The organism is Arthrobacter sp. 179 (genome assembly GCF_052379645.1).
GTDB lineage: Bacteria > Actinomycetota > Actinomycetes > Actinomycetales > Micrococcaceae > Arthrobacter_H.
Map to the genome: position 1 here is coordinate 89,551 of NZ_JBQSYU010000006.1, position 22,608 is coordinate 112,158.

25 protein-coding genes are annotated in these 22,608 nt (G+C 64.2%); 15 read left to right on the forward strand and 10 right to left on the reverse strand.

Annotated features, from left to right (window positions below; all coding sequences use genetic code 11):
- Position 1: 1 nt before the first annotated feature.
- The 3 genes from ACT3UE_RS05710 (at position 2) to ACT3UE_RS05720 (ending at position 3,237) form a co-directional block, all read left to right on the forward strand.
- Complete coding sequence (locus ACT3UE_RS05710) at positions 2-1,981, forward strand: hypothetical protein (RefSeq protein WP_444566374.1); 1,980 nt, start codon at positions 2-4, stop codon at positions 1,979-1,981.
- Positions 1,982-2,052: 71 nt separating this feature from the next.
- A complete protein-coding gene (locus tag ACT3UE_RS05715) occupies positions 2,053-2,565 on the forward strand; it encodes a hypothetical protein (protein ID WP_444566375.1) in 513 nt (170 codons plus the stop codon).
- A 51-nt stretch (positions 2,566-2,616) separates the two neighbouring features.
- The gene (locus ACT3UE_RS05720; protein ID WP_443383137.1) at positions 2,617-3,237 is read left to right on the forward strand and encodes a hypothetical protein; all 621 of its coding nucleotides are present in this window, start codon (positions 2,617-2,619) and stop codon (positions 3,235-3,237) included.
- 62 nt (positions 3,238-3,299) lie between these two features.
- On the opposite strand, the gene ACT3UE_RS05725 is transcribed toward ACT3UE_RS05720, so the two are convergent.
- Complete coding sequence (locus tag ACT3UE_RS05725; protein ID WP_443383134.1) at positions 3,300-4,046, reverse strand: SDR family NAD(P)-dependent oxidoreductase; 747 nt, start codon at positions 4,044-4,046, stop codon at positions 3,300-3,302.
- The gene (locus tag ACT3UE_RS05730) at positions 4,043-4,927 is read right to left on the reverse strand and encodes a fumarylacetoacetate hydrolase family protein (RefSeq protein ID WP_443383131.1); all 885 of its coding nucleotides are present in this window, start codon (positions 4,925-4,927) and stop codon (positions 4,043-4,045) included. The genes ACT3UE_RS05725 and ACT3UE_RS05730 overlap by 4 nt, the downstream gene beginning before the upstream one ends.
- A gap of 190 nt (positions 4,928-5,117) precedes the next feature.
- Here ACT3UE_RS05730 and ACT3UE_RS05735 point away from each other — a divergent pair, with 190 nt between their 5' ends.
- Genes ACT3UE_RS05735 through ACT3UE_RS05750 form a run of 4 tightly spaced genes read left to right on the forward strand, consistent with a single transcriptional unit; the run spans position 5,118 to position 8,650 of the window.
- Complete coding sequence (locus ACT3UE_RS05735; protein ID WP_444561501.1) at positions 5,118-6,476, forward strand: L-fuconate dehydratase; 1,359 nt, start codon at positions 5,118-5,120, stop codon at positions 6,474-6,476.
- Positions 6,469-6,783, forward strand: coding sequence for an L-rhamnose mutarotase (locus ACT3UE_RS05740; protein ID WP_443383127.1), 315 nt, complete (start codon positions 6,469-6,471; stop codon positions 6,781-6,783). Before ACT3UE_RS05735 ends, ACT3UE_RS05740 begins: the two co-directional genes overlap by 8 nt.
- Positions 6,780-7,769, forward strand: coding sequence for an aldo/keto reductase (locus ACT3UE_RS05745; protein WP_444566376.1), 990 nt, complete (start codon positions 6,780-6,782; stop codon positions 7,767-7,769). Before ACT3UE_RS05740 ends, ACT3UE_RS05745 begins: the two co-directional genes overlap by 4 nt.
- Positions 7,766-8,650: an amidohydrolase family protein gene (locus tag ACT3UE_RS05750; RefSeq protein ID WP_444566377.1), complete on the forward strand. Its 885-nt coding sequence runs from the start codon at positions 7,766-7,768 to the stop codon at positions 8,648-8,650. The genes ACT3UE_RS05745 and ACT3UE_RS05750 overlap by 4 nt, the downstream gene beginning before the upstream one ends.
- A 22-nt stretch (positions 8,651-8,672) precedes the next feature.
- Here ACT3UE_RS05750 and ACT3UE_RS05755 read toward each other — a convergent pair whose 3' ends face one another.
- Positions 8,673-9,344 (reverse strand): FadR/GntR family transcriptional regulator, encoded by a 672-nt coding sequence (locus tag ACT3UE_RS05755; protein WP_444566378.1) that lies wholly within the window; start codon positions 9,342-9,344, stop codon positions 8,673-8,675.
- A 166-nt stretch (positions 9,345-9,510) separates the two neighbouring features.
- On the opposite strand from ACT3UE_RS05755, the gene ACT3UE_RS05760 reads away from it, so the two are divergent.
- Positions 9,511-9,990 carry a carboxymuconolactone decarboxylase family protein gene (locus ACT3UE_RS05760; RefSeq protein WP_444561924.1) on the forward strand — a complete coding sequence of 160 codons (480 nt, stop codon included), beginning with the start codon at positions 9,511-9,513 and terminating at the stop codon, positions 9,988-9,990.
- Positions 9,987-10,463, forward strand: a complete 477-nt coding sequence (locus ACT3UE_RS05765; protein WP_444566379.1) for a hemerythrin domain-containing protein — start codon at positions 9,987-9,989, stop codon at positions 10,461-10,463. Before ACT3UE_RS05760 ends, ACT3UE_RS05765 begins: the two co-directional genes overlap by 4 nt.
- 117 nt (positions 10,464-10,580) lie before the next feature.
- On the opposite strand, the gene ACT3UE_RS05770 is transcribed toward ACT3UE_RS05765, so the two are convergent.
- Positions 10,581-10,877, reverse strand: a complete 297-nt coding sequence (locus ACT3UE_RS05770) for an antibiotic biosynthesis monooxygenase family protein (protein WP_444566380.1) — start codon at positions 10,875-10,877, stop codon at positions 10,581-10,583.
- 167 nt (positions 10,878-11,044) lie between these two features.
- Here ACT3UE_RS05770 and argE point away from each other — a divergent pair, with 167 nt between their 5' ends.
- From argE to ACT3UE_RS05790, 4 genes are all read left to right on the forward strand, one after another.
- Positions 11,045-12,223, forward strand: coding sequence for an acetylornithine deacetylase (argE, locus tag ACT3UE_RS05775; protein WP_444561917.1), 1,179 nt, complete (start codon positions 11,045-11,047; stop codon positions 12,221-12,223).
- Complete coding sequence (locus ACT3UE_RS05780; protein ID WP_444566381.1) at positions 12,220-13,542, forward strand: MFS transporter; 1,323 nt, start codon at positions 12,220-12,222, stop codon at positions 13,540-13,542. Before argE ends, ACT3UE_RS05780 begins: the two co-directional genes overlap by 4 nt.
- Before the next feature lie 399 nt (positions 13,543-13,941).
- Positions 13,942-14,934, forward strand: a complete 993-nt coding sequence (locus ACT3UE_RS05785; RefSeq protein ID WP_444566382.1) for a type IV toxin-antitoxin system AbiEi family antitoxin — start codon at positions 13,942-13,944, stop codon at positions 14,932-14,934.
- Positions 14,912-15,769, forward strand: a complete 858-nt coding sequence (locus ACT3UE_RS05790; RefSeq protein WP_444566383.1) for a hypothetical protein — start codon at positions 14,912-14,914, stop codon at positions 15,767-15,769. Before ACT3UE_RS05785 ends, ACT3UE_RS05790 begins: the two co-directional genes overlap by 23 nt.
- 270 nt (positions 15,770-16,039) lie before the next feature.
- Here ACT3UE_RS05790 and ACT3UE_RS05795 read toward each other — a convergent pair whose 3' ends face one another.
- From ACT3UE_RS05795 to ACT3UE_RS05815, 5 genes are all read right to left on the reverse strand, one after another.
- The gene (locus ACT3UE_RS05795; protein WP_444561456.1) at positions 16,040-16,849 is read right to left on the reverse strand and encodes an SDR family NAD(P)-dependent oxidoreductase; all 810 of its coding nucleotides are present in this window, start codon (positions 16,847-16,849) and stop codon (positions 16,040-16,042) included.
- A gap of 90 nt (positions 16,850-16,939) precedes the next feature.
- Positions 16,940-17,971, reverse strand: a complete 1,032-nt coding sequence (locus ACT3UE_RS05800; protein WP_444554098.1) for a glycine betaine ABC transporter substrate-binding protein — start codon at positions 17,969-17,971, stop codon at positions 16,940-16,942.
- A gap of 2 nt (positions 17,972-17,973) precedes the next feature.
- The gene (locus tag ACT3UE_RS05805; RefSeq protein ID WP_443383228.1) at positions 17,974-18,690 is read right to left on the reverse strand and encodes an ABC transporter permease; all 717 of its coding nucleotides are present in this window, start codon (positions 18,688-18,690) and stop codon (positions 17,974-17,976) included.
- Between the two features lie 71 nt (positions 18,691-18,761).
- Entirely contained in the window at positions 18,762-20,069 is a 1,308-nt protein-coding gene (locus tag ACT3UE_RS05810) for an ABC transporter ATP-binding protein (RefSeq protein ID WP_443383225.1), read from the reverse strand.
- 1 nt (position 20,070) lies between these two features.
- Positions 20,071-20,712 (reverse strand): ABC transporter permease, encoded by a 642-nt coding sequence (locus ACT3UE_RS05815; RefSeq protein ID WP_443383096.1) that lies wholly within the window; start codon positions 20,710-20,712, stop codon positions 20,071-20,073.
- Positions 20,713-21,011: 299 nt separating this feature from the next.
- On the opposite strand from ACT3UE_RS05815, the gene ACT3UE_RS05820 reads away from it, so the two are divergent.
- The gene (locus ACT3UE_RS05820) at positions 21,012-21,566 is read left to right on the forward strand and encodes a type 1 glutamine amidotransferase domain-containing protein (protein WP_443383093.1); all 555 of its coding nucleotides are present in this window, start codon (positions 21,012-21,014) and stop codon (positions 21,564-21,566) included.
- 47 nt (positions 21,567-21,613) lie between these two features.
- Complete coding sequence (locus tag ACT3UE_RS05825; RefSeq protein WP_443383091.1) at positions 21,614-22,189, forward strand: Dps family protein; 576 nt, start codon at positions 21,614-21,616, stop codon at positions 22,187-22,189.
- Between the two features lie 86 nt (positions 22,190-22,275).
- Here the strand turns inward: ACT3UE_RS05825 and ACT3UE_RS05830 are convergent, their stop codons facing one another.
- A complete protein-coding gene (locus tag ACT3UE_RS05830; protein WP_443383088.1) occupies positions 22,276-22,605 on the reverse strand; it encodes a DUF1905 domain-containing protein in 330 nt (109 codons plus the stop codon).
- Between the last annotated feature and the right edge of the window lie 3 nt (positions 22,606-22,608).

Consider the following 22,608-nt stretch of genomic DNA (forward strand, 5'->3'; position numbering starts at 1 on the left):
GATGACATCCCTTGGAACCTTTCCCCGCATCGACGTCCCCTGGGACGATCTCGAAGACTCCGCCATGGATATGGACACCCGGGCCGGTACCACGTCGAGCTATCTGAAGGATGCACAGACAGCCTGGAAACGTCTTCCCGGTGCCTACGAGCATGATGAAACCCAAGCCACGGTCTATGCAGCCCTCGATGACCTGACGACGCCGGTGGACGACTGGAGCAATGCGCTGTGTCAGACAAAAACAGCGATCTGCGATTTCGTCGATACCGGACGGAAACTGCAAAAGGAGTCCGAATCACTGGATGCTGCCTTGCCGGGTCTGAAGTCCAAGGTCGAGGCCGATCCGGACGGGGAGGACTCCGGAACCACTTCGGAGGTGACCGACTTCAACGAACGTGCGCGGCAGCTGCGAAGCGACTGGGAAACGGCCCAATCCACGGCAGCGGAGGCCTTGGGTGGCATTACTGCGGGGACCGGCAGCACCCTGCCGATGTCCGAGCCGCTCGGCGGGTCCTCCCTGCCGAAGGTGTCCTGGGCCGACTTCACCTCCGGACTCGATGAGGATTTCGGCAAGGTCAGACCCGAAGACTTGCTGGCTTCCCTGCGCGGCTTGTCTTCCGACGAGCTGAGGGTCTGGGCCAACGTCAACCCCGAGGCTGCCGAGGCCCTGGCCAATAATGAGCTCAGGGCCGGAACCACCCCCGGTTCCGCGGAAGCCACCATGCTGACCGCCATGGAGGACAATGACGAGCTCACCCGCGAGGGTATCGCCGGTATCCGCGACGCCTGGTCGGGCTTGAGCGATAAGAGCCGGGAGAAGTTGCTGCTGTTGTACCCGGGGAAGTTCGGTAATCTCAACGGCGTGCCGATGGCCGCCCGCGCCACGGCAAACATCATCACGGTCGCCGGGTTCCGCGAACAGGTCCGTCGAAAGCAAGCCACCGCGGATCCCGAACCGAACATCAACGACTTCACCGCAGACGCCTTCTCCAAACCCGGCCATGATCGGGTTCGTGCCTACGAGGCTCAGGGTTTGTTTGAAGCGGCACATCAGGAGTGGGAAGAGAGGAAGCATAATCTGCAGAGCCAGGCCGAGGGACTCGAATATGCCTGGGAACATGAAACCCAGGTCGTCATGGTCTCGCTGGACGGTGACGGGCGCGTGGTTTCCATGAAAGGAACCCCCTCCGAGGACACCGACACGGTTTCCACCCTGGTTCCAGGTACGGGCGCCGACCTCGGCGAGCTCCAGAGTTACACCGAGCGGTTGGATGCGGTCGATGGCGCCCCGTCCCCCCGGAAGGTTTCCTTCTACTGGCAGGGGGCCGACCTGCCGAATGAGGTATCGGACAACCTGACCAGCAAATACAACGAGGAGGGTTCGTCGAAGCTTGCCGCCTTCGACTTCGCGGTCGACGCAGAGATTCCCGACGATGCCCGCAGCACCTACGTGGGATACAGCGCCGGCGGCTCACTCCTCGGCACGGCCGAGCGCGAAGGCCTGAACTCGGACAACATCGTGTACGTCGCTCCTGCTGGTACAGGCAATAATGTTGGCAGCATCGAAGATACCGGCCCCTCCGAAGATGACAATAATTCAGAAGCCAACCGTTATTGGGTCCAGACCCGCGATGACCCGATCCATTGGGCGCAGGACTTCGGCGGCGGATACCACGGGAGGGCGTGGTGGTCAGGGAGCTACCCGGATCAACAAATGGGCGCCCACCGTTTGGAGTCGGGCTTCCTCGACAGCAGCGACCCCAAGTCCATCGTGAAGGGCCATGTCGAGTACTTCAAACCGGGCTCGACCTCGGCTCAGAACATCCAAGAGGTCATCGAAGGCGGGAACGTCAGCCTATTCGTAGAAGACCGCCAGCATCCTGGTCCTCGTGCAGGTACTTTCTCACCGTTCGAGAGAAACCCCGAGGACTACGCTTACGGCAAGCTGGAGACTGTGCCGACAGAGAGCTTGGAACAATGACCCGTCACCAACGATTCGCCGCCGGCGCCCTTGCTGCCCTGGCCCTTATGCCTATTTTGGGAGGCTGCTCCATGTCCACCACCCCGAGTCCCGCAGACGCCTCGAAGTCCTCGGCGTCGCTCAAGGAGGAATTCACCCGGTTGATGCCTCCGTTCCTCACCACATTGTCCGAGGGTGCCGAGATGGGCTATAAACGAGTCCGCGAGGAAAGTTGCCTGGCCCATGAGGTGGACAATCCACAGGTCAATACGTCCTGGCTCGGCTGGGCTATTGGTGAAGCCAGCAATACTGCCGCAGCAAACCAGTCACTCGACGATCTGGAAAAGCAACTCGTCGACGACGGCTGGGAGAAGGAGAACGAAATCGAGAAATCCGATACCGACGTCGGCGGCGTTCGGAAGCTGTTCTTCCGGAAAAGCGACCTTGGCATCACCACGGAGCTTCATCGCTCGTCCGGCCAGGAGACGCTCGACATCAAACTCACCTCGCGTTGCGTCGATCAGCCCGTCGAACACCGGATGCAACGTTCTGAACTCGACCCCGGCTACGGCAAGAGCAGCCAGTACTACGACGACTGGAAATAGGCCTTCCAGCCCGATGCGGACAACCGACACCGACGGAAAGCCAAAGAACCCGTGAACCACCACCCCGGACACTCCGGCCGGAAACCCAAGACCGTACCGCGACTGCTGACGGTTGCTGCGGGCCTTGCCGTGATCATGTTCCTGATGTCCGGATGTTCAACGAGTAGCACGCCCGATCCCTCTGAAGCCTCGAGTGCCTCGACAGCTCGGGGCCAGCAAGTCGGGCCACTGCTCCTAGAGCTATCGGAGGTCGTCGGAGACGACGCTGACCTGAAGGTCGACGATGCCCGTGAGGAAACATGTCTGCGCCCTGAAAACGACGCCCCGCAGACGAAAACCCGCTGGGTTGGCCTGGCCACCGCTGCGGTCAAGGGCGATGCCCGGAGCAAGGCCCACCACGCCCTCGACCGAATCGACCAGCACCTACAAGCTGACGGCTGGGAAAAGAAGAACGAGGTCAAGCGCCATGAAGGGGAAGCCCGCATGCTCTTCTTTGGCAAAGGCGATCTAGGAGTCACCGCCGAACTCAGGAATGGCTCCAAGTACGCCAAGCCGTCCATGGAGGTCTTTGTCTCTACTCCCTGCATCGACCAACCGGTCGAACACCGGATGCAACGTTCTGAACTCGACCCCGGCTACGGCAAGAGCAGCCAGTACTACGACGACGCCTAGAAAGAAGTGACGCCAGCGGACCGATGGTCCGCTGGCGTCCAGATCGTTCGGGGTCGACCGTACTACTCCTGGCGGAGGCGCAGCCCCTGCATCCCGCCATCGACGGCCATGGAGGTTCCGGCCACGGAGCCGGAGAGTGGGCTCGCGAGGTAGGCCACGGCACCGGCAACTTCCGATGCGGCAACCAGACGTCCGTGCGGCTGACGGGCGTTGAGGGAGGCCCGCTCGGCTGCGGGGTCTTCGGCGGAGTCCAGCAGGCGTCCGATCCAGGGGGTATCCACCGTTCCGGGGTTGACGCAGTTCACGCGGATGCCTTCGCGGATGTGGTCGGCAGCCATGGCCAGCGTCAAGGAGAGCACGGCGCCCTTCGACGCAGAATACAGCGCACGCTGCGGCAGCCCGGCCGTGGCGGCGATGGAACAGGTGTTCACGATGGCCGCCGAGTCCGACTGGCGCAGATGCGGAAGCGCGGCGCGACTGACCCGAGCGATACCGATCACGTTGATGTTCAACACGCGAGCCCATTCGGCGTCGTCATTGGCAGCGATATCACCCTGGGCACCGATCCCGGCATTGTTGACCACGATATCCAAGCGACCGAACTTGGCTACGACGGCGTCGACGGCGGAGCGCACTGACTCATCATCGGCGACATTGCATTCGACGCCGAAGTACTCGCTGCCTGCGGGGTTCAGATCCAGCACGGCCACCTGCGCTCCACCGGCGACCAGACGATCGGCGACGGCGGCCCCAATACCTGAGGCACCGCCGGTGACGATGGCGACGAGGTTCTCGAATTCGTTGTTCATACTGCTTCCTTAGCTGTTGCGCGGTAGAACTCCTGGCGCTGCCGGCCGAGTCCTTCGATTTCGAGCTCGATGACGTCACCGGGCTGGATGTAGGGGAAGCGTCCGGACAAGGCGACTCCCTGCGGGGTGCCGGTCAACAGGACATCGCCCGGTTCTAGGAGCATGTATTGGCTGACGTGGTGCACCACGGTGGCCAGATCAAAGATGAGATCCTCCGTGCTGGAGTCCTGCCGCGGTTCGCCATTGACCCAGGAGCGCAAACGGAGCTTTTCGCCGTCGAGCTGATCGGCGGGAACCATCCACGGGCCCAGCGGCGTGGATGCTGGCAGGGACTTGCCCTTGGTCCACTGCCCGGCGGCACCGGGGATCTGGTATTCGCGTTCGGACAGGTCGTTGGCCTGAACGAAACCGGCAATGCACGCAGCTGCTTCTTCGACGCCGGAAAGATAGGTTGCTTCCTGGCCGATGACGATGCCCAGCTCCACCTCCCAGTCGTACTTCTGGGCCGACGGAGGAATGGGCGCGGCGTCATAGGGCCCGCAGACGGTGTTGGAGGGCTTGAGGAAGACCACGGGGATCGTGGGCGGCTCCGCACCGGACTCCGCCGCATGGGCGACATAGTTCATGCCGATGCAGACCACGGATCCCGGCCGGGCAATCGGTGAGCCGACGCGGACCCCTTCCGACCCGATCTCCGGCAGGCTTCCCGACTCCAGGGCTTCACGGGTGCGGGCCACACCGCCGCCGGCCAAGAACCTTCCGTCGATATCGTTGGTCAGTGACGACACATCGAAGTATTTCTCCTCGCCGTCGGCTTCCTGGGCAATGACCACCGGCTGTTCTTCGCCGGGGGCGCCTAGACGCGCAAATTTCACGTTCATTTTTCCTCCGTCACAGCTCTAACATCCGAACTCTTCATCTATATTATCTGCTAAACCTCACAAAAGAGACTTATTGACAAGAGAAAGATCGGATGTTTGGGTTGAGCGCAGAGTCAGAATCGCCAGAGTGCGGTGTTGCCCGGTTCTCCATCAGGGAAATTTCCAGGGACACCGCGAAACTAGGAGCACCATGAGCGTCATCACCTCGGTGGATGTCTATGACATCCGCTTCCCCACTTCGCTGGAACTCGACGGTTCGGATGCCATGAACCCGGACCCGGACTACTCGGCCGCGTATTTGACGATCGGCACCGATGCGGGCGACGGTTTCGAGGGCCATGGTTTCGTGTTCACCATCGGCCGCGGCAACGAAATCGAAACCGCCGCCATCAAGGCACTGGCCGACCACGTCATGGGTTCCAATGTCGAGGAACTGCTCGGTGACATGGGCACCACCTGGAAGATGCTCAACAACGATTCACAGCTCCGGTGGCTCGGCCCCGAAAAGGGCGTGATGCATATGGCCATCGGTGCCGTCGTGAACGCCCTCTGGGACCTGAAGGCCAAACGGGCCGGGATGCCGCTCTGGGATCTGTTGGCCTCCATGAGCCCCGAGGAACTCGTGGCCCTGGTGGACTTCCGCTACCTCAGCGATGCGCTGACCCCCGAGGAAGCATTCGAGATCCTCCGGCGTGCAGAACCCGGCAAGGCCACGCGCCGTGCCGAGCTGCTGGCCGGGGGCTACCCGGGCTACACGACGACCCCGGGATGGCTGGGCTACAGCGACGAGAAACTGGCCCGGTTGTCCAAGGAAGCCGTCGCCGAGGGGTTCAAACAGATCAAGCTCAAAGTCGGGGCCTCGTTGGACGACGACATCCGCCGCGTGCGCATTGCCCGCGAGGCCGTGGGGCCGGACATCGGGGTCGCCGTGGACGCCAACCAGCGGTGGGACGTCGCCGACGCCATCGACTGGATGTCACATTTGGCCCCCTACGGCATCGCCTGGATCGAGGAGCCCACCAGCCCCGACGACATCCTGGGTCATGCCGCCATCGCCCGCGGCGTTGCACCGATCCCGGTGGCCACCGGCGAACATGTCCAGAACCGCGTGGTCTTCAAGCAGATGCTGCAGGCAGGGTCCCTGCAGGTCCTGCAGATCGACGCCGCCCGGGTGGCCGGGGTGAACGAAAACGTCGCGATCCTGCTGCTGGCCGCCAAATTCGGGGTCCGCGTCTGCCCGCACGCCGGCGGCGTGGGGCTCTGCGAAGCGGTCCAACATCTGTCCATGTTCGACTTCGTGGCCGTTTCCGGTGAGCTGGAAGGCCGGATGATCGAATTCGTCGACCACCTGCACGAGCACTTCATCACCCCCGTGGACGTCCACGGCGGGAACTACTGGCCACCGTCGACCCCCGGCGCGGGAACGGAGATGTTGCAGAAGTCCCTGGCCGACTACAGTTTCCCCGATGGACCCGTCTGGACCGGACAGCCGGTTTCCGCATCATCCGGAAGTGGATCTTTCCCCGAACCAGGAGCCACCGATGCCTGAAACCATTGCCCTGCACACCCAGCTCAAGCCCGGCGCCGAGCAGGACTACGCCGACGCCCACGCGGGGATCCCCGCCGAACTGGTCGCCGCCCTGAAGGAGGCCGGAGTCCGCAACTGGCGCATCTGGCGCAGCGGTCTGGACCTCTTCCACGTCCTGGACGTGGACGATTACCAGGCCATGCGCCATGCGATCGCCGACCATCCAGCCAATGTCCCCTGGCAGGCCCGGATGGCCGAAATGCTGGCCGTCGAAGACGACTACTCGGGCGACGACTCCGGCATTCCGCTGGTGTGGGCGCTGCCATGAGCACCGTCGCACCCGGAGCCGGCGGTGCGCCCGAACTGGGTCGACTGGGTTTCGGCGCCGCGGGCATCGGCAACCTGTACAAGGCGATGCCCGACGACCAGGCAACCGCCATCGTCGAAGCCGCCTGGGACTCGGGCGTCAGGTACTTCGATACGGCCCCGCACTACGGCCTCGGTCTGTCCGAGCGCCGTCTGGGGGCCGTGCTGGCCACCAAGCCACGGGATCAGTTCGTCATCTCCACGAAGGTGGGACGGCTGCTGGCCCCCAACCCGGACGCGTTGCCCGGTGGTTCCAACGCCGGAGCCCGTGACGACGAGGGCTTCGACGTGCCCGCCACCAGCCGCCGTGTCTGGGACTTCTCCGAAGCGGGGATCCGCCGCAGCCTCGAGGAGTCCCTGGAACGACTCGGTCTGGACCGCGTGGACATCGCCTATCTGCACGATCCCGATGTCCATGACCTCAAGGCAGGCATCGACCAGGGTCTTCCTGCCTTGGAGAAGCTGCGCGCCGAGGGACTCATCCGGGCCATCGGGGTCGGCACGAATTCCGCGCAGGCGGCGCTGGAATGCGTTGAAGCCTCCGATCTGGATCTGGTCATGCTGGCCGGACGCTACACCCTGCTGGAGCAGCCCGACGGGCCGCTGCTGGAGCGCTGCCTCGAACGCGGCACCGGTCTGGTGAATGTGGGGGTCTACAACTCCGGGCTACTAGCGCGGGCCGAGGTCCGCGATGATGCCCACTACAACTATGAACAAGCCCCACGCGAAATGGTGCAACGGGCCCGGGAGTTGGCTTCGATCTGCCAGGACTTCGGGGTCGAACTACCGAAGGCTGCCCTGCAATTCAGCCTGCGCCACCCCGCCGTGGTGAACGTGACGGTCGGGGCCAGCTCCTCGTCCCAAATGGTCTCCAACGCTGAGCGGATGGGGCAGGACATCCCCGAGGCACTCTGGGAGGCCCTGACGGAGCGCGGACTCCTCTCATGAGCCGGCCCATTATCGACGCGCACCTGCACCTGTGGGAGCTCGACGACGCCGACACCGCGGCCGGCGGTGGCGATGCGCCGAAGGCCTACGCCTGGTTGGGCCCCCAGCACGGCATCCTCCACCGCAGCCACGGGGCCCGGGAGGCCCACGACGCCCTCGCGGGCGGAGGCGTCGAGAACGCCGTGCTCGTCCAGGCCGACGACACCGCCGCCGATACGGCCGCCATGCTCGCCGTGGCGCAGGAGAGCCCCTGGGTGCTCGGCGTCGTCGGGTGGATCCGGCTCGATGACCCCACCGGCGCCCGCGCCGCCCTGGACCTCCCGGGGGCCGAGACGAAGTTCAAGGGCATCCGCCATCTGGTCCACGACGACCCGCGCCCCGATTTCCTCGAACTTCCTGCAGTGCGCGAATCCCTGGAAGCCGTCGCTGCTTCCGGGCTGGCCTTCGACGTTCCCGACGCCTTTCCGGGCCACCTGGACCAGACCGTGCAGCTGGCCCGCGATCTCGACTCCCTGACGGTGGTCCTGGACCATCTGGGCAAGCCGCCGCGTTCGGACGAGCAGGCGATGCCGAGCTGGCAGCGGGACTTCAGGGCCCTGGCGGAACTTCCCCGGACGGTCGCGAAGATCTCCGGGCTGTTCATCCCGGGACTGCCCTATACGGCGGATGCCCTCCGCCAGGTGTGGGATGAGGCATTGGAGGCCTTCGGACCGGAGCGGCTCATGTTCGGGGGCGATTGGCCCATCAGCCGGCTGGGCGGTTCCTACGGTGAGACCGCTGGCCCGCTGTTCGAGCTGATCTCCACGCTCTCCGACTCCGAGCAGGAGGCCGTGCTGCACGGGACCGCGGCCCGGGTCTACCAACTGGGCGACGACCACTAACTGCGGACCGACCGGAAACCGGCTACATCGCCTCGCGCAACCAGGCTTCCACACCGCTGACGTGCACGGTCAGCAACGCCCGGGTGAGTTCGGCATCGCCGCGCTCCAGGGCATCGGCAATGGCCTGGTGTTCGGCCAGGGTGCGCGCCACCGCGTGGTCCTGGGTCAGCCCCCGCCAGATCCTCGCCCGTACGGTGCTTCCCGAGAGCGCCTCGACCAGACTGCCCAGGTATTCGTTGCCGGCCGCCTGGCCGATGATGCGGTGGAAATCCAGGTCGTGGGCCACGAGTTCCTCGATGCCGGTGGTCTCGTCGATCCCCTCCATCGTGGCGCGCAGGGCTTTCAGATCCTCGGCCGACATCCTCGAGGCGGCCATGAAGCCGCTGGCCGGTTCGAGGATGCGCCGGACTTCGAAGAGTTCGAGCACCGACCGGTCCTGGTGCAGCTCCACGATGAAGGCCACCGCCCCGTTGAGCAGGTTCGCATCCAGCGACGTCACGTAGGTTCCGTCACCGCGGCGGACGTCCAGCACCCGAATCAGTTCCAGGGCCTTGACCGCTTCGCGCAGTGAATTACGCGAAAGTCCGAGCCGTTCGGCCAGCTCCTTCTCCGGGGGAAGCCGGTCCCCCGCCTTGAGCTCCTCGCGCAGCAACATGCCCTTGATCTTGTCGATCGCCTCATCAGTCACAGCCATGGCCACCATCCTACGGTCAATCATCGGACCTTTGCCGGTCAACCGCCCCGGATGGACTGTCCCCACGGCCCGTCAGCGACCGATTGACAACCCCCGGGAGCGGCGGGACAGTGGAATCGACGACGGATTCCCGCCGGCACCGTTCCAGTCAAAAGGACCACGTGAAATGCCCGCAGCTCAACGTCTAGACATCCACGGCATCGATGCGGCCGCCTACCAGCCGATGTTCGCGTTGGAGAAGTACATCCATGGTGGCAACCTCGGAGAAGATCTGCTGGCCCTGGTGAAGATCCGGGCCTCCCAGATCAACGGCTGCGCCTACTGTCTGGAAATGCACGACCGCGAAGCCCGCGCCGCCGGCGTGGATGACCGACACCTCGACGTCCTCGCCGGATGGCATGAAGCCTCCGGCCTGTATTCGGACCGCGAGGAGGCGGCACTCGCACTGACCGAGGAGATGACCCTGATCAGTCAGGCCGGTGTCTCCGATCAGACCTGGGAACGGGTCGGCAACGAATTCACGGACCAGGACACCGTCACGTTGATCATGGCCATCTGCGCGATCAACACCTGGAACCGGATGGCCATCAGCACCCGCCAGGCGCTGCCGGAGGTCGCCGCACCCACCCCGGGCCCGGCATCATGAGCACCGCCGGCATCCTGTCCGACGCACTCGAACGCGAGCACCGCGAGATCGACGGCGGCATCGAGGCCTTCACCGCCGGGGCCACGACAGGGACCTACGACGACGCGGCCTTGTTGCGCGCGCTGGCGGCCCTGCGTCGACATATCTATCTGGAGGAGGTCTTCCTCTTCCCGCCCCTGCGTGATGCCGGGTTGATGATGCCGATCATGGTCATGGAACGAGAGCACGGCGAACTCTGGCAGCTGATGGACACCGTGCAGGCAGCCCACGACGGCGGGGCCGCACCCGCCGAACTGGTCTCCACCTGCCAGGAACTGCTCTCGCTGCTGGACCGGCACAACTCCAAGGAGGAGCCGATCATCTACCCCCAGGCCGATACCGCCTTGGAGGAGCAGGCCCACGCCCAGCTGCAGGAATTCATCGCCTCGGGAACCATGCCCGAAGGGTGGGTCTGCCACCGCGCGGCCGGTTGAACCGGCAGGCCGCCCACGCGTCAGCCGGTGGCCGGAGACACAGGACGACGGCGGCGCCGTGGAAGGCGCCGCCGTCGTCCTGTGCTGTTCCCGGGGCGGGGTGGACCGCCGGAGGTCTCAGTCGTCACTGAGGTCGACGACCTCGAATTCGAGCAGTTCCATGCCCGTGGCGACCGGGGCTCCCTTGGAATGATCGTGCGGGGCCCGGTTGGCGCGCCAGTTCTCGAAGTCCTCGCGGGTGGCCCACTGCGTGTAGACGAAGTACCGGTCTTCGCCGGCCACGGGGCGCAACAGCTGGAAGCCCTCGAACCCCGGTGAACCGTCCACCGAATGCTTGCGGGCGGCAAAACGCTTCTCGAGTTCCGAACCGGCCTCGACCGGGACCTTCAGGGCGTTGATGACGACGATGGACACGGGTGCTCCTTCCAGGTCCGGCGCGTCCGGACCGCTACCCTCCCACGCTACCCCCACAGTGTCTGCGGCGGCCGTGAGAGGCCTCTCATTCGACGGGCCGAACCTGCGGGTTAACCCGGCTCAACATTCCCTGAAGCCCCTCCATACCCGGGTGTACAGTGCGGGTCATGACTTCACCTGTGGACTGGCTCACACGCCTGGTAGCTTTCGACACGACCTCCCATCGCTCGAACCTCGAACTGATCGACTGCGTGGCCGCGGAACTGCGCCGGCACGGTGTGGAGCCCCTGCTGTTGCCCCACGACCAACAGGACGGGGTGCGCAAGGTGAACCTCTTTGCCACCTTCCCGGCGAAGGACGGCTCCACCGAGGGCGGGGTGGTCCTCTCTGGTCATACCGACGTCGTCCCGGTGGAAGGACAGGACTGGGACAGCGACCCCTTCACCGTCACCGAACGCGACGGCCGCCTCTACGGCCGCGGGACCGCCGACATGAAGGGCTATCTGGCGGTCATCATGTCCCGGGTGGAGGCGATCGCCGCCGCCCCGCTGGCCCGACCGGTGCACCTGGCCTTCTCCTACGACGAGGAAGTCGGACTGCTCGGTGCCCAACGGATGATCGGCCAATTCGCCGAGCACGGCATCAAACCCGCCTCCTGCATCGTCGGTGAACCCTCGGGAATGCGGGTGGTCCGCGGGCATAAATCGATCAACCTGTTCACCGTCACCTTCCGTGGCGTCGCCGCCCACTCCTCGCTGACCCCGCAGGGCTCCAACGCCATCCACCATGCGGGCCGCTTCATCGAGTTCTACCGGCAGCTCACCGAGGAATGGCGCCGCGAGGGCCCCTTCGATACGGCCTACCCGGTCGCCTTCACCACCGGCGGGGTCAACCTGATTTCCGGGGGCATCGCCGGCAACACGGTCCCCGACTCCTGCGAGATCGAGTTCGAGTTCCGCGCCCTGGGCACCGTGGACACCGCCCCGGTGGTGGCACGGATCCGCGAGTTCCTCTTCGACACCCTGGAACCTGCGATGAAGGCCGAACAGGAGGCCGCCGGCATCGAGCTGGTGATCAAGGCGCAGGGTCCCGGCCTGGAGATCGGCCCCGACGCCGACATCGTGTCCCTCGCCCACGACTGCGGCGGGCATCCCACCGATGAAAAGGTCACGTACGGCACCGAAGCCGGGCTGTTCCATGGTGCCGGGATCGAAACGGTAGTGTGCGGGCCCGGGGAGATCGCCGTGGCCCACGCCGCCAACGAATACGTCGAGCTGGAACAACTCGCCGCCTGCGAGGCATTCGTCGATACGCTCATCACCGAGCTCGGGCAGGACCGGGCATGAGCGGGCCGAGCGCCGCGCCAGGCACCTCGGCCGCGCCACACACCATCACCGAGGCGGACCGTTCCCGGGCCCGCCGCGCCGTCATCGCCTCCTCCATCGGCAACGCCCTGGAGTGGTTCGACATCATCGTCTACTCCTCCTTCGCCGTCGTCATCTCCGCCCTGTTCTTCGAACCGGCGGGCGAGGCAGGAGGCCAGACCACCGGGATCCTGTTGACCTTCGGCGCCTTCGCCGTGTCCTACCTGATCCGCCCCTTGGGCGCCATGGTGCTGGGCTCCTACGCCGACCGGCACGGGCGCAAGGGTGCGCTGACCCTGACGATCATGCTGATGATGCTCGGCACCCTGATCATGGCCTGCGCCCCCACCACCGAGATGATCGGCCCGGCGGCGGCGTTGGTGATCCTGCTGTCCCGACTCATCCAGGGATTCTCCGCGGGCGGCGAATTCGGGACCGCCACCGCATTCCTGATCGAGAACGCCCCGGATAAAAAAGCGTTCTACGGCAGCTGGCAGGTGGCGACCCAGGGTGTGTCGATGTTCCTGGCCTCCGCATTCGGTTTCGCCCTGTTCACATTCATGGACCACGACGCCCTGTATTCCTGGGGGTGGCGGATCCCGTTCTTCTTCGGGCTGCTGATCGGCCCGGTCGGCCTCTACATCCGGTTGAAGATGGATGAGACCCCCGACTTCGAGGCGGCCCGCGGGAACCTGACCAAATCACCGCTGGCCGCCACCCTGCTCGGCGCGGCACCACGCTGGGTCACCTCGGCGTCCATCGTGGGTCTGGCCAGCGTGTCGGTCTACCTGATCCTGTTCATGCCCACCTATGCGGTCCAGAACCTGGACCTGCCCTCCTACGCCGGCTATCTGGGCGGGATCATCTCGGGGATCGTCACCCTCATCGGGGCCCCGCTGGCGGGCAAGCTGGCCGACCGGATCGGTTGCGTGAAGGTCATGCTCTTCGCGGCGGTGCTGGCCGTGCTGGTCGCGTTCCCGCTGTTCCTGATCCTCGTCGCAGCCCCCAGCGTCGTGATGCTCACCGCTGTCCAAGTGGTCTTAGGCCTGCTGATGGCCGCTTACTTCGGGCCGCTACCGGCCCTGCTGGCCCAGATGTTCCCCACGAATATCAGAACCACCGGCATGTCCATCTCCTATAACGTCGGGGTCACCTTGTTCGGCGGCTTCGCCCCGCTGATCCTGGCCTGGTTGGTCAGCACCACCGGTTCATTATTAGCGCCGAGTTTCTACTACATCACGATCGGCCTGATCTCCTTGGCCGGGCTGGTGGCTGCGCGCCGGGTCTTCGGGAAGGCGTAGTCCCTTCGTTTCGCTGCGATTTCGCACATTCGGTCGCCCGACCATCCGTCAGTCACAGTACGAATTTTCGATAAGCCGCCACTACTCACCGGATAAGCCCGGAAGAGCGGCGAGAAGTTGCGGATACTAGCTCGCTCAGCCCAGTCAACGTCCGGGATTCTCTCGCACCCACTTTTCTGCTCTGTCCACCATCGGCCTATGAGGCGGCATCCCGGAACAGATTGCCTCCCCTATGTCCAGCCCCTTCGTCTTGGCAGGTCGCCCGCAGGCCGGGATAGAGCGCCACACTTGCCCCCCAATTGCGACACCAATCCCTGGTGAGATCCCTCAGGTTGTTCAAGTTCAAGCTCTGTTCAAGTATACTGAACATCAAACAATCTTGAACGCAGGAGGTAAAGAATGAGGCCCGATCAGAGTCTGATCGAACATGTTCTCGAGCAGCTTCACGAGTACGGCGTCCAGATTTCTCCCAATAAGCCAACGAAAGAACTGCTGCCCGGCGAGGTATTGAACGCTGACATCTCTCACGCCAGGGGGTCCTCAGAAACCCAACTCGTCTATCTAGCGACCGGCACGCTAACGGAGTACTACCAACTACGCACCCCAATTTCCAAGGATAGCCGCGACGTCACCGTGCTTGCCGAGTACATGAATGAACGAAGCGCCTCAGCCTTTCGCAACCTTGGTATTCAGTACCTCGACGCCTCCGGAAATGCCTATTTTGATTTCCCCGGTGTTCACCTCGATATCCGAGGACGACAACCCAGCGAATCAAGCTTTTCGCCACGCACGGACGCGGTTGCACCAATCAACCTGTTGTCGCCACGTCGCGCACAAGTCGTCTTTGCTCTCCTATGCTGGCCCACGCTAATTCAACAACCCGTGCGCAGAATCGCCCGCGCAGCAGGCGTTTCCACCGGAACCGCACAAGCAACGATCAAAGAACTCGAAAATAGCGGCTACGTTGTAGGCTCCGCGCTCACCCACGGCGACGAACTATTAGATATGTGGCTGGCGGCTTACTCCACTGGATTAGGAACAAAACTGAGCCTCGCCCAATTGGAAGGTGAGATTTCGAATTTTGGCACATCACCCGGAGATGACGAACTACTTCTCGGCGGCGAATCGGCTGTGACACGTTGGATAAAACCAACAACGTTGGTTCTTTACACGCCGAAGTTTGACCCTACTGTAGCTATCAGGCATCGGTGGAAGGCCGGTCGCTCTCCCAACATATACATCCGACGAGCATTTTGGGAGAACCCCACGGACTTGGCTCCACGGCAAACACCCCTCCTCCTGACATATGCCGACCTCCTCGCATCACGAGAGCCGCGGCAACGAGAAGTGGCAAGGCTATTGGAGCAAGATGTTCGATCTATCGTGCACTGATCGACGCCTCTTCGACCTGCCTAACACGGTCGTTGAAGAAATTCTCAATATCAGCAACATCACTCCCGCAGATATAATGCTGATTGGTGCTGTTAGCCGCGACATTCTGCACAGCGCACACAAGCACACCTTCGCTCTACGCAGTACCAGCGATATCGATGTGGCACTGACACTGGCGTCCTGGGATGCATTCGACGATCTGGTATCTCACCTCGAACCTACAGGCGATACCGGAATTCGGTACTACATCCGTTCACTTCCGGTGGATCTCATGCCTTTCGGAGACATCGAGAATCCAACAGGCAGTTCAACCCCTTCACCCCGCAAAGAAAGCGTGGCCGTCTTCGGGTTTAGAGAAGTCTTTGAACAAGCAACTCCTCTGACTTTGCCCTGTGGAGCAACCGTTAGTGTTCCACACCCCGCGGGCTACACGGCGCTCAAAATGAAGGCATGGACTGATCGTGCACCGTCACACGAGACCAAAGATGCCTCCGATTTATCAGTTCCGGCCTTTTGGTATCAAAAATCCGCAGCAATCCAAGACCGCCTCTACGAAAGCAAGCAAGGACGGGACGTGCTCCTCGCCTATGATCTGGAAGCCGACCGAGCTGCCATTCACCTTCTGGGTCTAGACGTACGCGAACATCTAGGCACCGAGCGTGCGGCAGAACTCGACGACACGTGGTCTTGCTCACCACTCGAGCTCTTCGCCCGAAACTTTGGCCAAGCAGAAATCCCCGGGTGGCCGGTCAAAAGTGATACCCAGAGGGCTTCATTCGCCGAAGCTCTGACAGCAGGATTGCATGGCCTTCAGGGACCACTGGAGAGCCGCTGAGGTCGACCTTCATCCGACGGCGCGGTTGGCTCGGGACTATCTACCACATCGCGATCAGCCTGAGCTCGTCAGATGAACTGCCGGTGTGCGCCGAGCTTTCCGCAAGCGAAGAGTCCGGAGGCGCCAACGAGACGGAACGACCTTTCCTTATTCATGCTCAGTCTCCACGACCTCGACTTAGTGAACTTTCGATTCGCTGGGAGCCGCATGTCCGGCCTTCGGGCCAGGACACAAAGTCGACGTCACCGGCCGAGGAAGTCACGAACAGAGCTACTGCCCCGGGGTGTCGGGCAGCAGCGAGCGGCGGTCCTCGGCGATCGATGAGTGGCTGGACATGCCGCCGTCGACCACTAGGCACTGCCCGGTGACGTAGCGGGACTCCTCGGAGGCCAGGTACAGCATCGCCTGGGCGATGTCCTCCGCGGCACCGATGTAGGGCAGGGCATTATGTCCGCGGATGGACTCAATGGCCTCCTGGGGCAGGTTGTCTCGCAGCGCGGGGGTCATGATGGCGCCCGGGGCAATGGAGTTGCAGCGTACGTTCTGTGCCCCGTACTGCGTGGCCATGTATTCGGTCAGCCGGATCACCGCGGCCTTCGCCGTGCCGTAGGAGACCTGCAGGAAGTCCCCGGAGAGCCCTCCGACGGACGCGGTGTTGATGATCGACCCGCCTCCTGCGGCAATGATATGCGGAAGGGCGGCCCGCGAACCGACCACGGTGCTGCGCACGTTCAGCTTCATCGTCCGGTCGAATTCATCCATGTCCAGGCGCAGCAGGTCCAGGTCCTTCTTTGGGTTGCTGCCCCCGACGTGGTTGCACATGATGTGCAGGGCCCCGAACGTCGAGACTGCGGTGTCGACCAGCCCGGTCAGCGAGGCCTCGTCCATCGCGTCGACCGCCACCCCGATGGCAGTACCGCCGTCGGCGGTGATCTCCGCAGCCGCGGCCTCGGCCTGTTCTGGCTTCAGGTCCCCGATGACGACCTTGGCTCCTTCGGCGGCGAACAACTTCGCTGCCGCCAGCCCGATGCCGCTGGCTCCTCCGGTGATGACTGCTACCTTGTCCTGGATCCGACCCATGGTTCGCTCCTTGCCCTCGAGAGTTTGGTCCACCCACCCTAGTCCTCATCCCCCGGTCGCTGCCGAGCTTGCCCGGCGGCCAGAACAGGGCTACTGAGGTTCGGTGATCAGTCCTTCCGAGACCATCCAGTCGTAGGCGACATCGGCAGGTTCCTCGCCGTTGACGTCGACCTTGAGGTTCAGGCCACGCATGACCTCGTCATCGAGCCGGGAGGAGACCTCCGCGAAGACATCTGCCAGCTGCGGGTATTCCTCGAGGGTCTCTGTACTGATGACCGGGGCGAGGTTGTAGGCCGGGAAGAACTTGCGGTCGTCCTCCAGGACCACCAGGTCCAACGCATCGATCCGCCCATCGGTCGTGAAGACCTCGCCAAAGTTGCAGTCGCCGTTGGCGGTGGCCGAGTAGACGGCACCGGTGTCGTAGATGCCGATGTTGTCATCGGGCACCCCTTTCGCGTCCCCACGCTTCATCCCGTAGTCCTTCAGCCAGGGATTGAAGCCATCGGACCGTGAATTGAACTCGGACTCCACGCAGAACGTGCGGTCCTTCACCGGCAGCTTGGCAATCTGGGACATCTTGCTGATCCCGCCTAGGTCTTTCACCGCGTCCTTGCGCACCGCAAAGGAATAGGTGTTGTTCTCGGGCGAGGGCCGGCCCCAGGTCAGGCCGTTGCCCAGGTCCTCGTCATGGACGGCCTGCCACTGCTTCTCCTTATCGGGGATGCCCTCCTCGTGGCCCATGTAGATGATCCATCCGGTGCCGGTGTAGTCCCAGCCCATGTCGGCCTTGCCGGAGACCAACAGATCACGGAAGGGCTGGCTGCCCGGGACATTGGACAGGTCGGTGACCTTGAACCCCGCCGCGGTGGCGGCCAGCACGGCCATCTTGCCCAGCGTCAGCGCCTCGGTGTAGTTCTTCGCGGTCACCACCAGCGAGGCATCGTCGGGCAACCCCTCGGCAGGTTCGATGATCCCCGGATCGGCCTTGGGGACATAGGACGCAGCCGGCTGCAGCCCGCAACCGGCCAGCAGGGAACCCACGGCAAGGGCGGCGGCGGCCGCATGGACGCGCCGTCTGGCCGCGGGGCGCCGCGGGCCCCGGGCGGGGAAATGAACAGCCATTTCTAGAGTCCCTTCGGGCGGGCAACATGCTCGACGAGCCGTCCCAGCCAGTCAATGACCAGCGCCAGCAGGGCCACCAGCAGCGAGCCGGCCACCAGCACGGTGCTGAGGTTGAGGTTGACACCGGTGACGATCAGGATTCCCAGTCCGCCACCGTTGATGAAGGCAGCCAGCGTCGCGGTCCCCACCAGCAGGACCAGTGCGGTGCGGATGCCCGCAAGCATCACCGGTACGGCCAACGGCAGTTCCACCTTGAACAGCACGGCACTGGAGCTCATGCCCATGCCGCGTCCTGCCTCGATGAGCCGCTCGTCGACCTGGCTGAGTCCAACCATCGTGTTGCGCAGGACGGGAAGGATCGCATAGGCGACCAGCGAGACCACTGCAGCGTTGAAGCCGAAACCCAACCAAAAGGCCAGCAACACGACCAGACCGATGGCCGGTGCCGCCTGGCCGATGTTGGCCACGGCCATCACCGGGCCGCTAAATTTGCGCAGCGGCCCCCGGGTGAGCAGCACGCCCAGCGGGAGGGCGATGACCAGCACGATGACGGCCGCCACGATGGTGAGCTTGAGGTGCTCGAGGGTGTACCCCCACAGTTCGCCGGGATCGAGGGTCGCTTTTTCCGTCGCGCTCAAATCGCTCAGTCCCAGCCAACCGATGAGCAGCAGGAAGGCGATGGCAATGCCGGCCAGCTGCCACCAGAGCGCCTTGGCCATGCCTCCATCCACCGCCCGGGACGCCTCGCCGACGGCACCGGCGTCCGCGCCCGTGGTGGTCTCCAGGGAGCTCATGGTTGGCCACCATCCTGCGGCTCGCCGGGTGCTTCATCGTCATCAGTCCGCGACGCGTTGCTCCGCCCGGACGCCGCGACCGCTGCATCCACAGATGCTGTCGGGATGGCGCCGCTGTTCAGGCCCACCGGGGAAGCGGCATCGTCCCTGGCCGCTTCCTGGGCCGCATGGATGGACTCCATGACCGTGTCCACGGTGACCAGGCCACGGAAGACATCGCGTCTGCCGACCACCAACGCGGCACTGACGCTGTTGACCAGCATGACGTCCAGGGCGTCATTGAGGGTCGAACGGTCCGAAACCACCGCGAGGTCGGGATCGATCTGGTCGGTGATGACGTCCATGCGGCTCAGCTCGCGTCGGGACAGCCATTGCGCGGGGCGTTCGCGTGAATCGAGCACCACCACGTTCTTCTTCCCCTCCCCCTGCAGGCGCGAGAGGACATCGGAGACCGTGTCACCGGCGACCGCGGTGACCGCTTCCTCCAATTTCACGTCCTCCACGCGGTTGAGCGTGAGCTGCTTGAGCCCGGCGCCGGAACCGATGAAGTTCTCCACGAATTCGTTGGCCGGGTTGGCCAGGATGCGCTCCGGGGAGTCGTACTGCACCAGATGCGCCCCCTCGTCGAACACGGCGATCCAGTCACCGAGCTTCACGGCCTCGTCGAAGTCGTGGGTGACGCAGACGATGGTCTTCTGGAGTTCGGACTGGATGTTGATCAGTTCGTCCTGCAGCCGCTGACGGGTGATCGGGTCCACGGCGCCGAAGGGCTCGTCCATCAGCAGGATGGGCGGGTCGGCGGCCAGGGCGCGAGCCACCCCGATGCGCTGCTGCTGCCCGCCGGAAAGTTCCTTCGGGTAGCGGTCGCGGTAGGTATCGGGGTCCAGGGAGACGAGTTCGAGCAGTTCATCCACGCGGTCGGCGATGCGCTGCTTGGTCCAGCCGAGCATCTTGGGCACCAGGCCGATGTTGGTCGCCACCGTCATATGCGGGAAGAGGCCGCCGGCCTGGATGACGTAGCCGATCTGCCGACGGAGCTTGTCCCCGTCCATCGCGGTGACGTCCTGGTCGTTGATGACGATGCCGCCGCCGGTGGGTTCGATGAGCCGGTTGATCATCTTCAGGGTCGTGGTCTTGCCACAGCCCGATGGGCCGACGAACATGACGATCGACCCGGCGGGGATCTCCAGGGTCAGCCCGCCCACGGCCGGTGTGGCCTGGCCGGGATAGCGCTTGGTGACTTCCTCGAGCAGGATGGCGGCGCCCGTGACGCCGTTCTCGGAGCCTTGGGTGGTTGGTTTCAAATCAGACACGGATACCTCGCGGTGTGGTGAGCCGACCAATGCCGACAAGCTGCAGGTCGAGGATGAGGGCCAACAGGATGACGCCGACGACGCCGACGACGACCGACTCGAGCGCGTTGGCGCCCCCGAGCCGGGACAGACCGGAAAAAATGAACCCGCCCAGGCCGGGACCCAGGGAGTAGGCGGCGATGGCGGCGATCCCCATGACCATCTGCGCCGAGACGCGCACGCCGGCCAGGATGACGGGCCACGCCATGGGGATCTCCACCGTGGCCAGGGTGCGGAAGCGGCTCATGCCGATGCCGCGGGCCGATTCGACGACGGACGGCGGGATGCCGGCCAGGCCAACCACCGAGTTGCGCAGGATCGGCAAGGCGGCGAAGAACGTCACGACCACGACGGCGGGGGCGACACCGAAGCCCATGGGGGCGATGAGCAGGCCGATCAGCGCGAACGACGGGATGGTCAGGCCGATGGCGGAAATGCTGTTGGCTGCCCCGCTGGCTGCCTTGCTCCGGTAGACCAGGGCCGCCAGGACGATGGCGATGACCGTCGCGAGGATCAGGCATTGGACGACCAGGCTGAAGTGCTGCCAGGAGTCAAAGAGTATTTGGCGGTATCTATCGCCGACGAATTCCCACATGTTCAGACCCTCTTCACACTGGCTCCGGTAGGACTTTCGACGCGGCCCGAAGGGCTGCGTCGTCCAGTCCCACCGTAGCCACGTATTTCCGATCGGGGGGCCATTTCGGCATAAAACCGTCTTCTGTTACCGGCTCGTCACCGAAAAGCGGCAGTCCCAAGCTCCCTTCGCGCCACGGAATCCCCGCGCAAAGCCCGCGGATCCAGCCTGACGCCAAGGCAGGATATTCCACCTTGCCAGCGCACCGGAGCAGTGGAAGGGTTGGACCCAGTGACTCCCCTTCGAAAGGAGCATCAATCATGGCCAACCTGAACGGCAGGAAGATCCTCGTCGCGGTCTCGAACCGCGGCGTCGAGCAGGACGAGCTCACGGTTCCGCTGCAGCGGCTGCGCGCCGCCGGAGCAGAGGTCACCGTCGCCGCGCCGAAACCCGGCGAGATCGAAACCCTCGTCAGTGATTGGGAACCCGGAGACCGGGTTCCGGTCGATGCCACCCTCGCGGACGTGGAGGCTGCCGACTACGACCTGCTGCTGTTGCCCGGTGGCACACTCAATGCCGACGCCCTGCGTCTGGATGACGAGGCCCAACGCCTCGCGAAGTCCTTCGCCGCAGCGTCCCGCCCCGTCGCCTCGATCTGCCACGGTCCGTGGCTGTTGGTGGAGACCGGTCTGACCCGCGGCAAGACGCTCACCTCGTATCTCTCGATCAGAACGGATGTCGAAAACTCCGGCGGCACCTGGAAGGACCAGGAGGTCTTCCGCTGCCCGGCGGAAGGCTGGACCCTGATCACCTCCCGGAACCCCGGGGATCTGGATGCGTTCACCGCAGCGATCGAGAACGAGCTGGCGGCCTGAGTCCGCCGAGGAGCCCGCAGTACCCGTCAATGGAAGGAAGCAGAACCATGGCTACGAAGAACAAGAAGAACGCCACCTACACCGTCCCGGGCCTGAGCCTCAAGGACGGCCACCAGGTCGGCGAGACCCTGCAGATGCGCCTCCACGCGCTGAACGACCTGCAGCTGACCCTCAAACATGCCCACTGGAACGTCGTCGGCCGCGATTTCATCGGCGTCCACGAGATGCTCGACCCGCAGATCGACACCGTTCGCGGCATGATCGACACCCTCGCCGAGCGCATGGCCACCCTCGGGGTCTCCCCCAACGGGCTCCCCGGGGCCCTCGTCGCGGCCCGTCCCTGGAATGACTACGAGATCGGCCGCGCCGGAACCACCGCGCACCTGGCTGCCCTGGACGTCGTCTACACCGGGATCATCGAGAGCCACCGCAAGGCCATCGGGATCGTCGGGGCGTTGGACCCCATCACCGAAGACCTGTTGATCGGTCAGGTCGGCGAACTCGAACTCTTCCAGTGGTTCCTGCGCTCCCACGTGGAGAACAGCGACGGCGATCTGGCCGACGCCGGGGCCCGCACCGAGAAGGGTGCTGCCGCCAAGGCCAAGGGATCCTCGAAGAAGTAGCGTCGGTGCCGGTTTTCACCGGTTGCCTAAGGAACGGCGGCGGGTCGTGGGTTCATCGCCCACGGCCCGTTTCCGTGCCCGGGCCTTCAGGTCCCCCCGAGCTCGAGCTCCACGGTGACCTCCTCGTCGAGGTCGATCCCCTCCGCCTGCCGGACCGCCGTCTTCAGCGGAACCAGATAGCCACCGTCCTTCGGAAATAGAGCCGTGGTGAAGCGGGTGGAACCGATTTTCGCGGCCACCGGGATCATCCCCCACCCATAGGTGACCTGGGAGGCGACGTCATGGATGTAGGCTGCCGCCTCATCGGGGACCCGCAGATAATAGAAGGGTGCCGGCCCGCGCCAATAGAAGACCACGCCGCCAACCTCCAGCAAGCCGTCGTCGTTCACCGGTGTTTCCCGGGGGATCGCCATCATGCC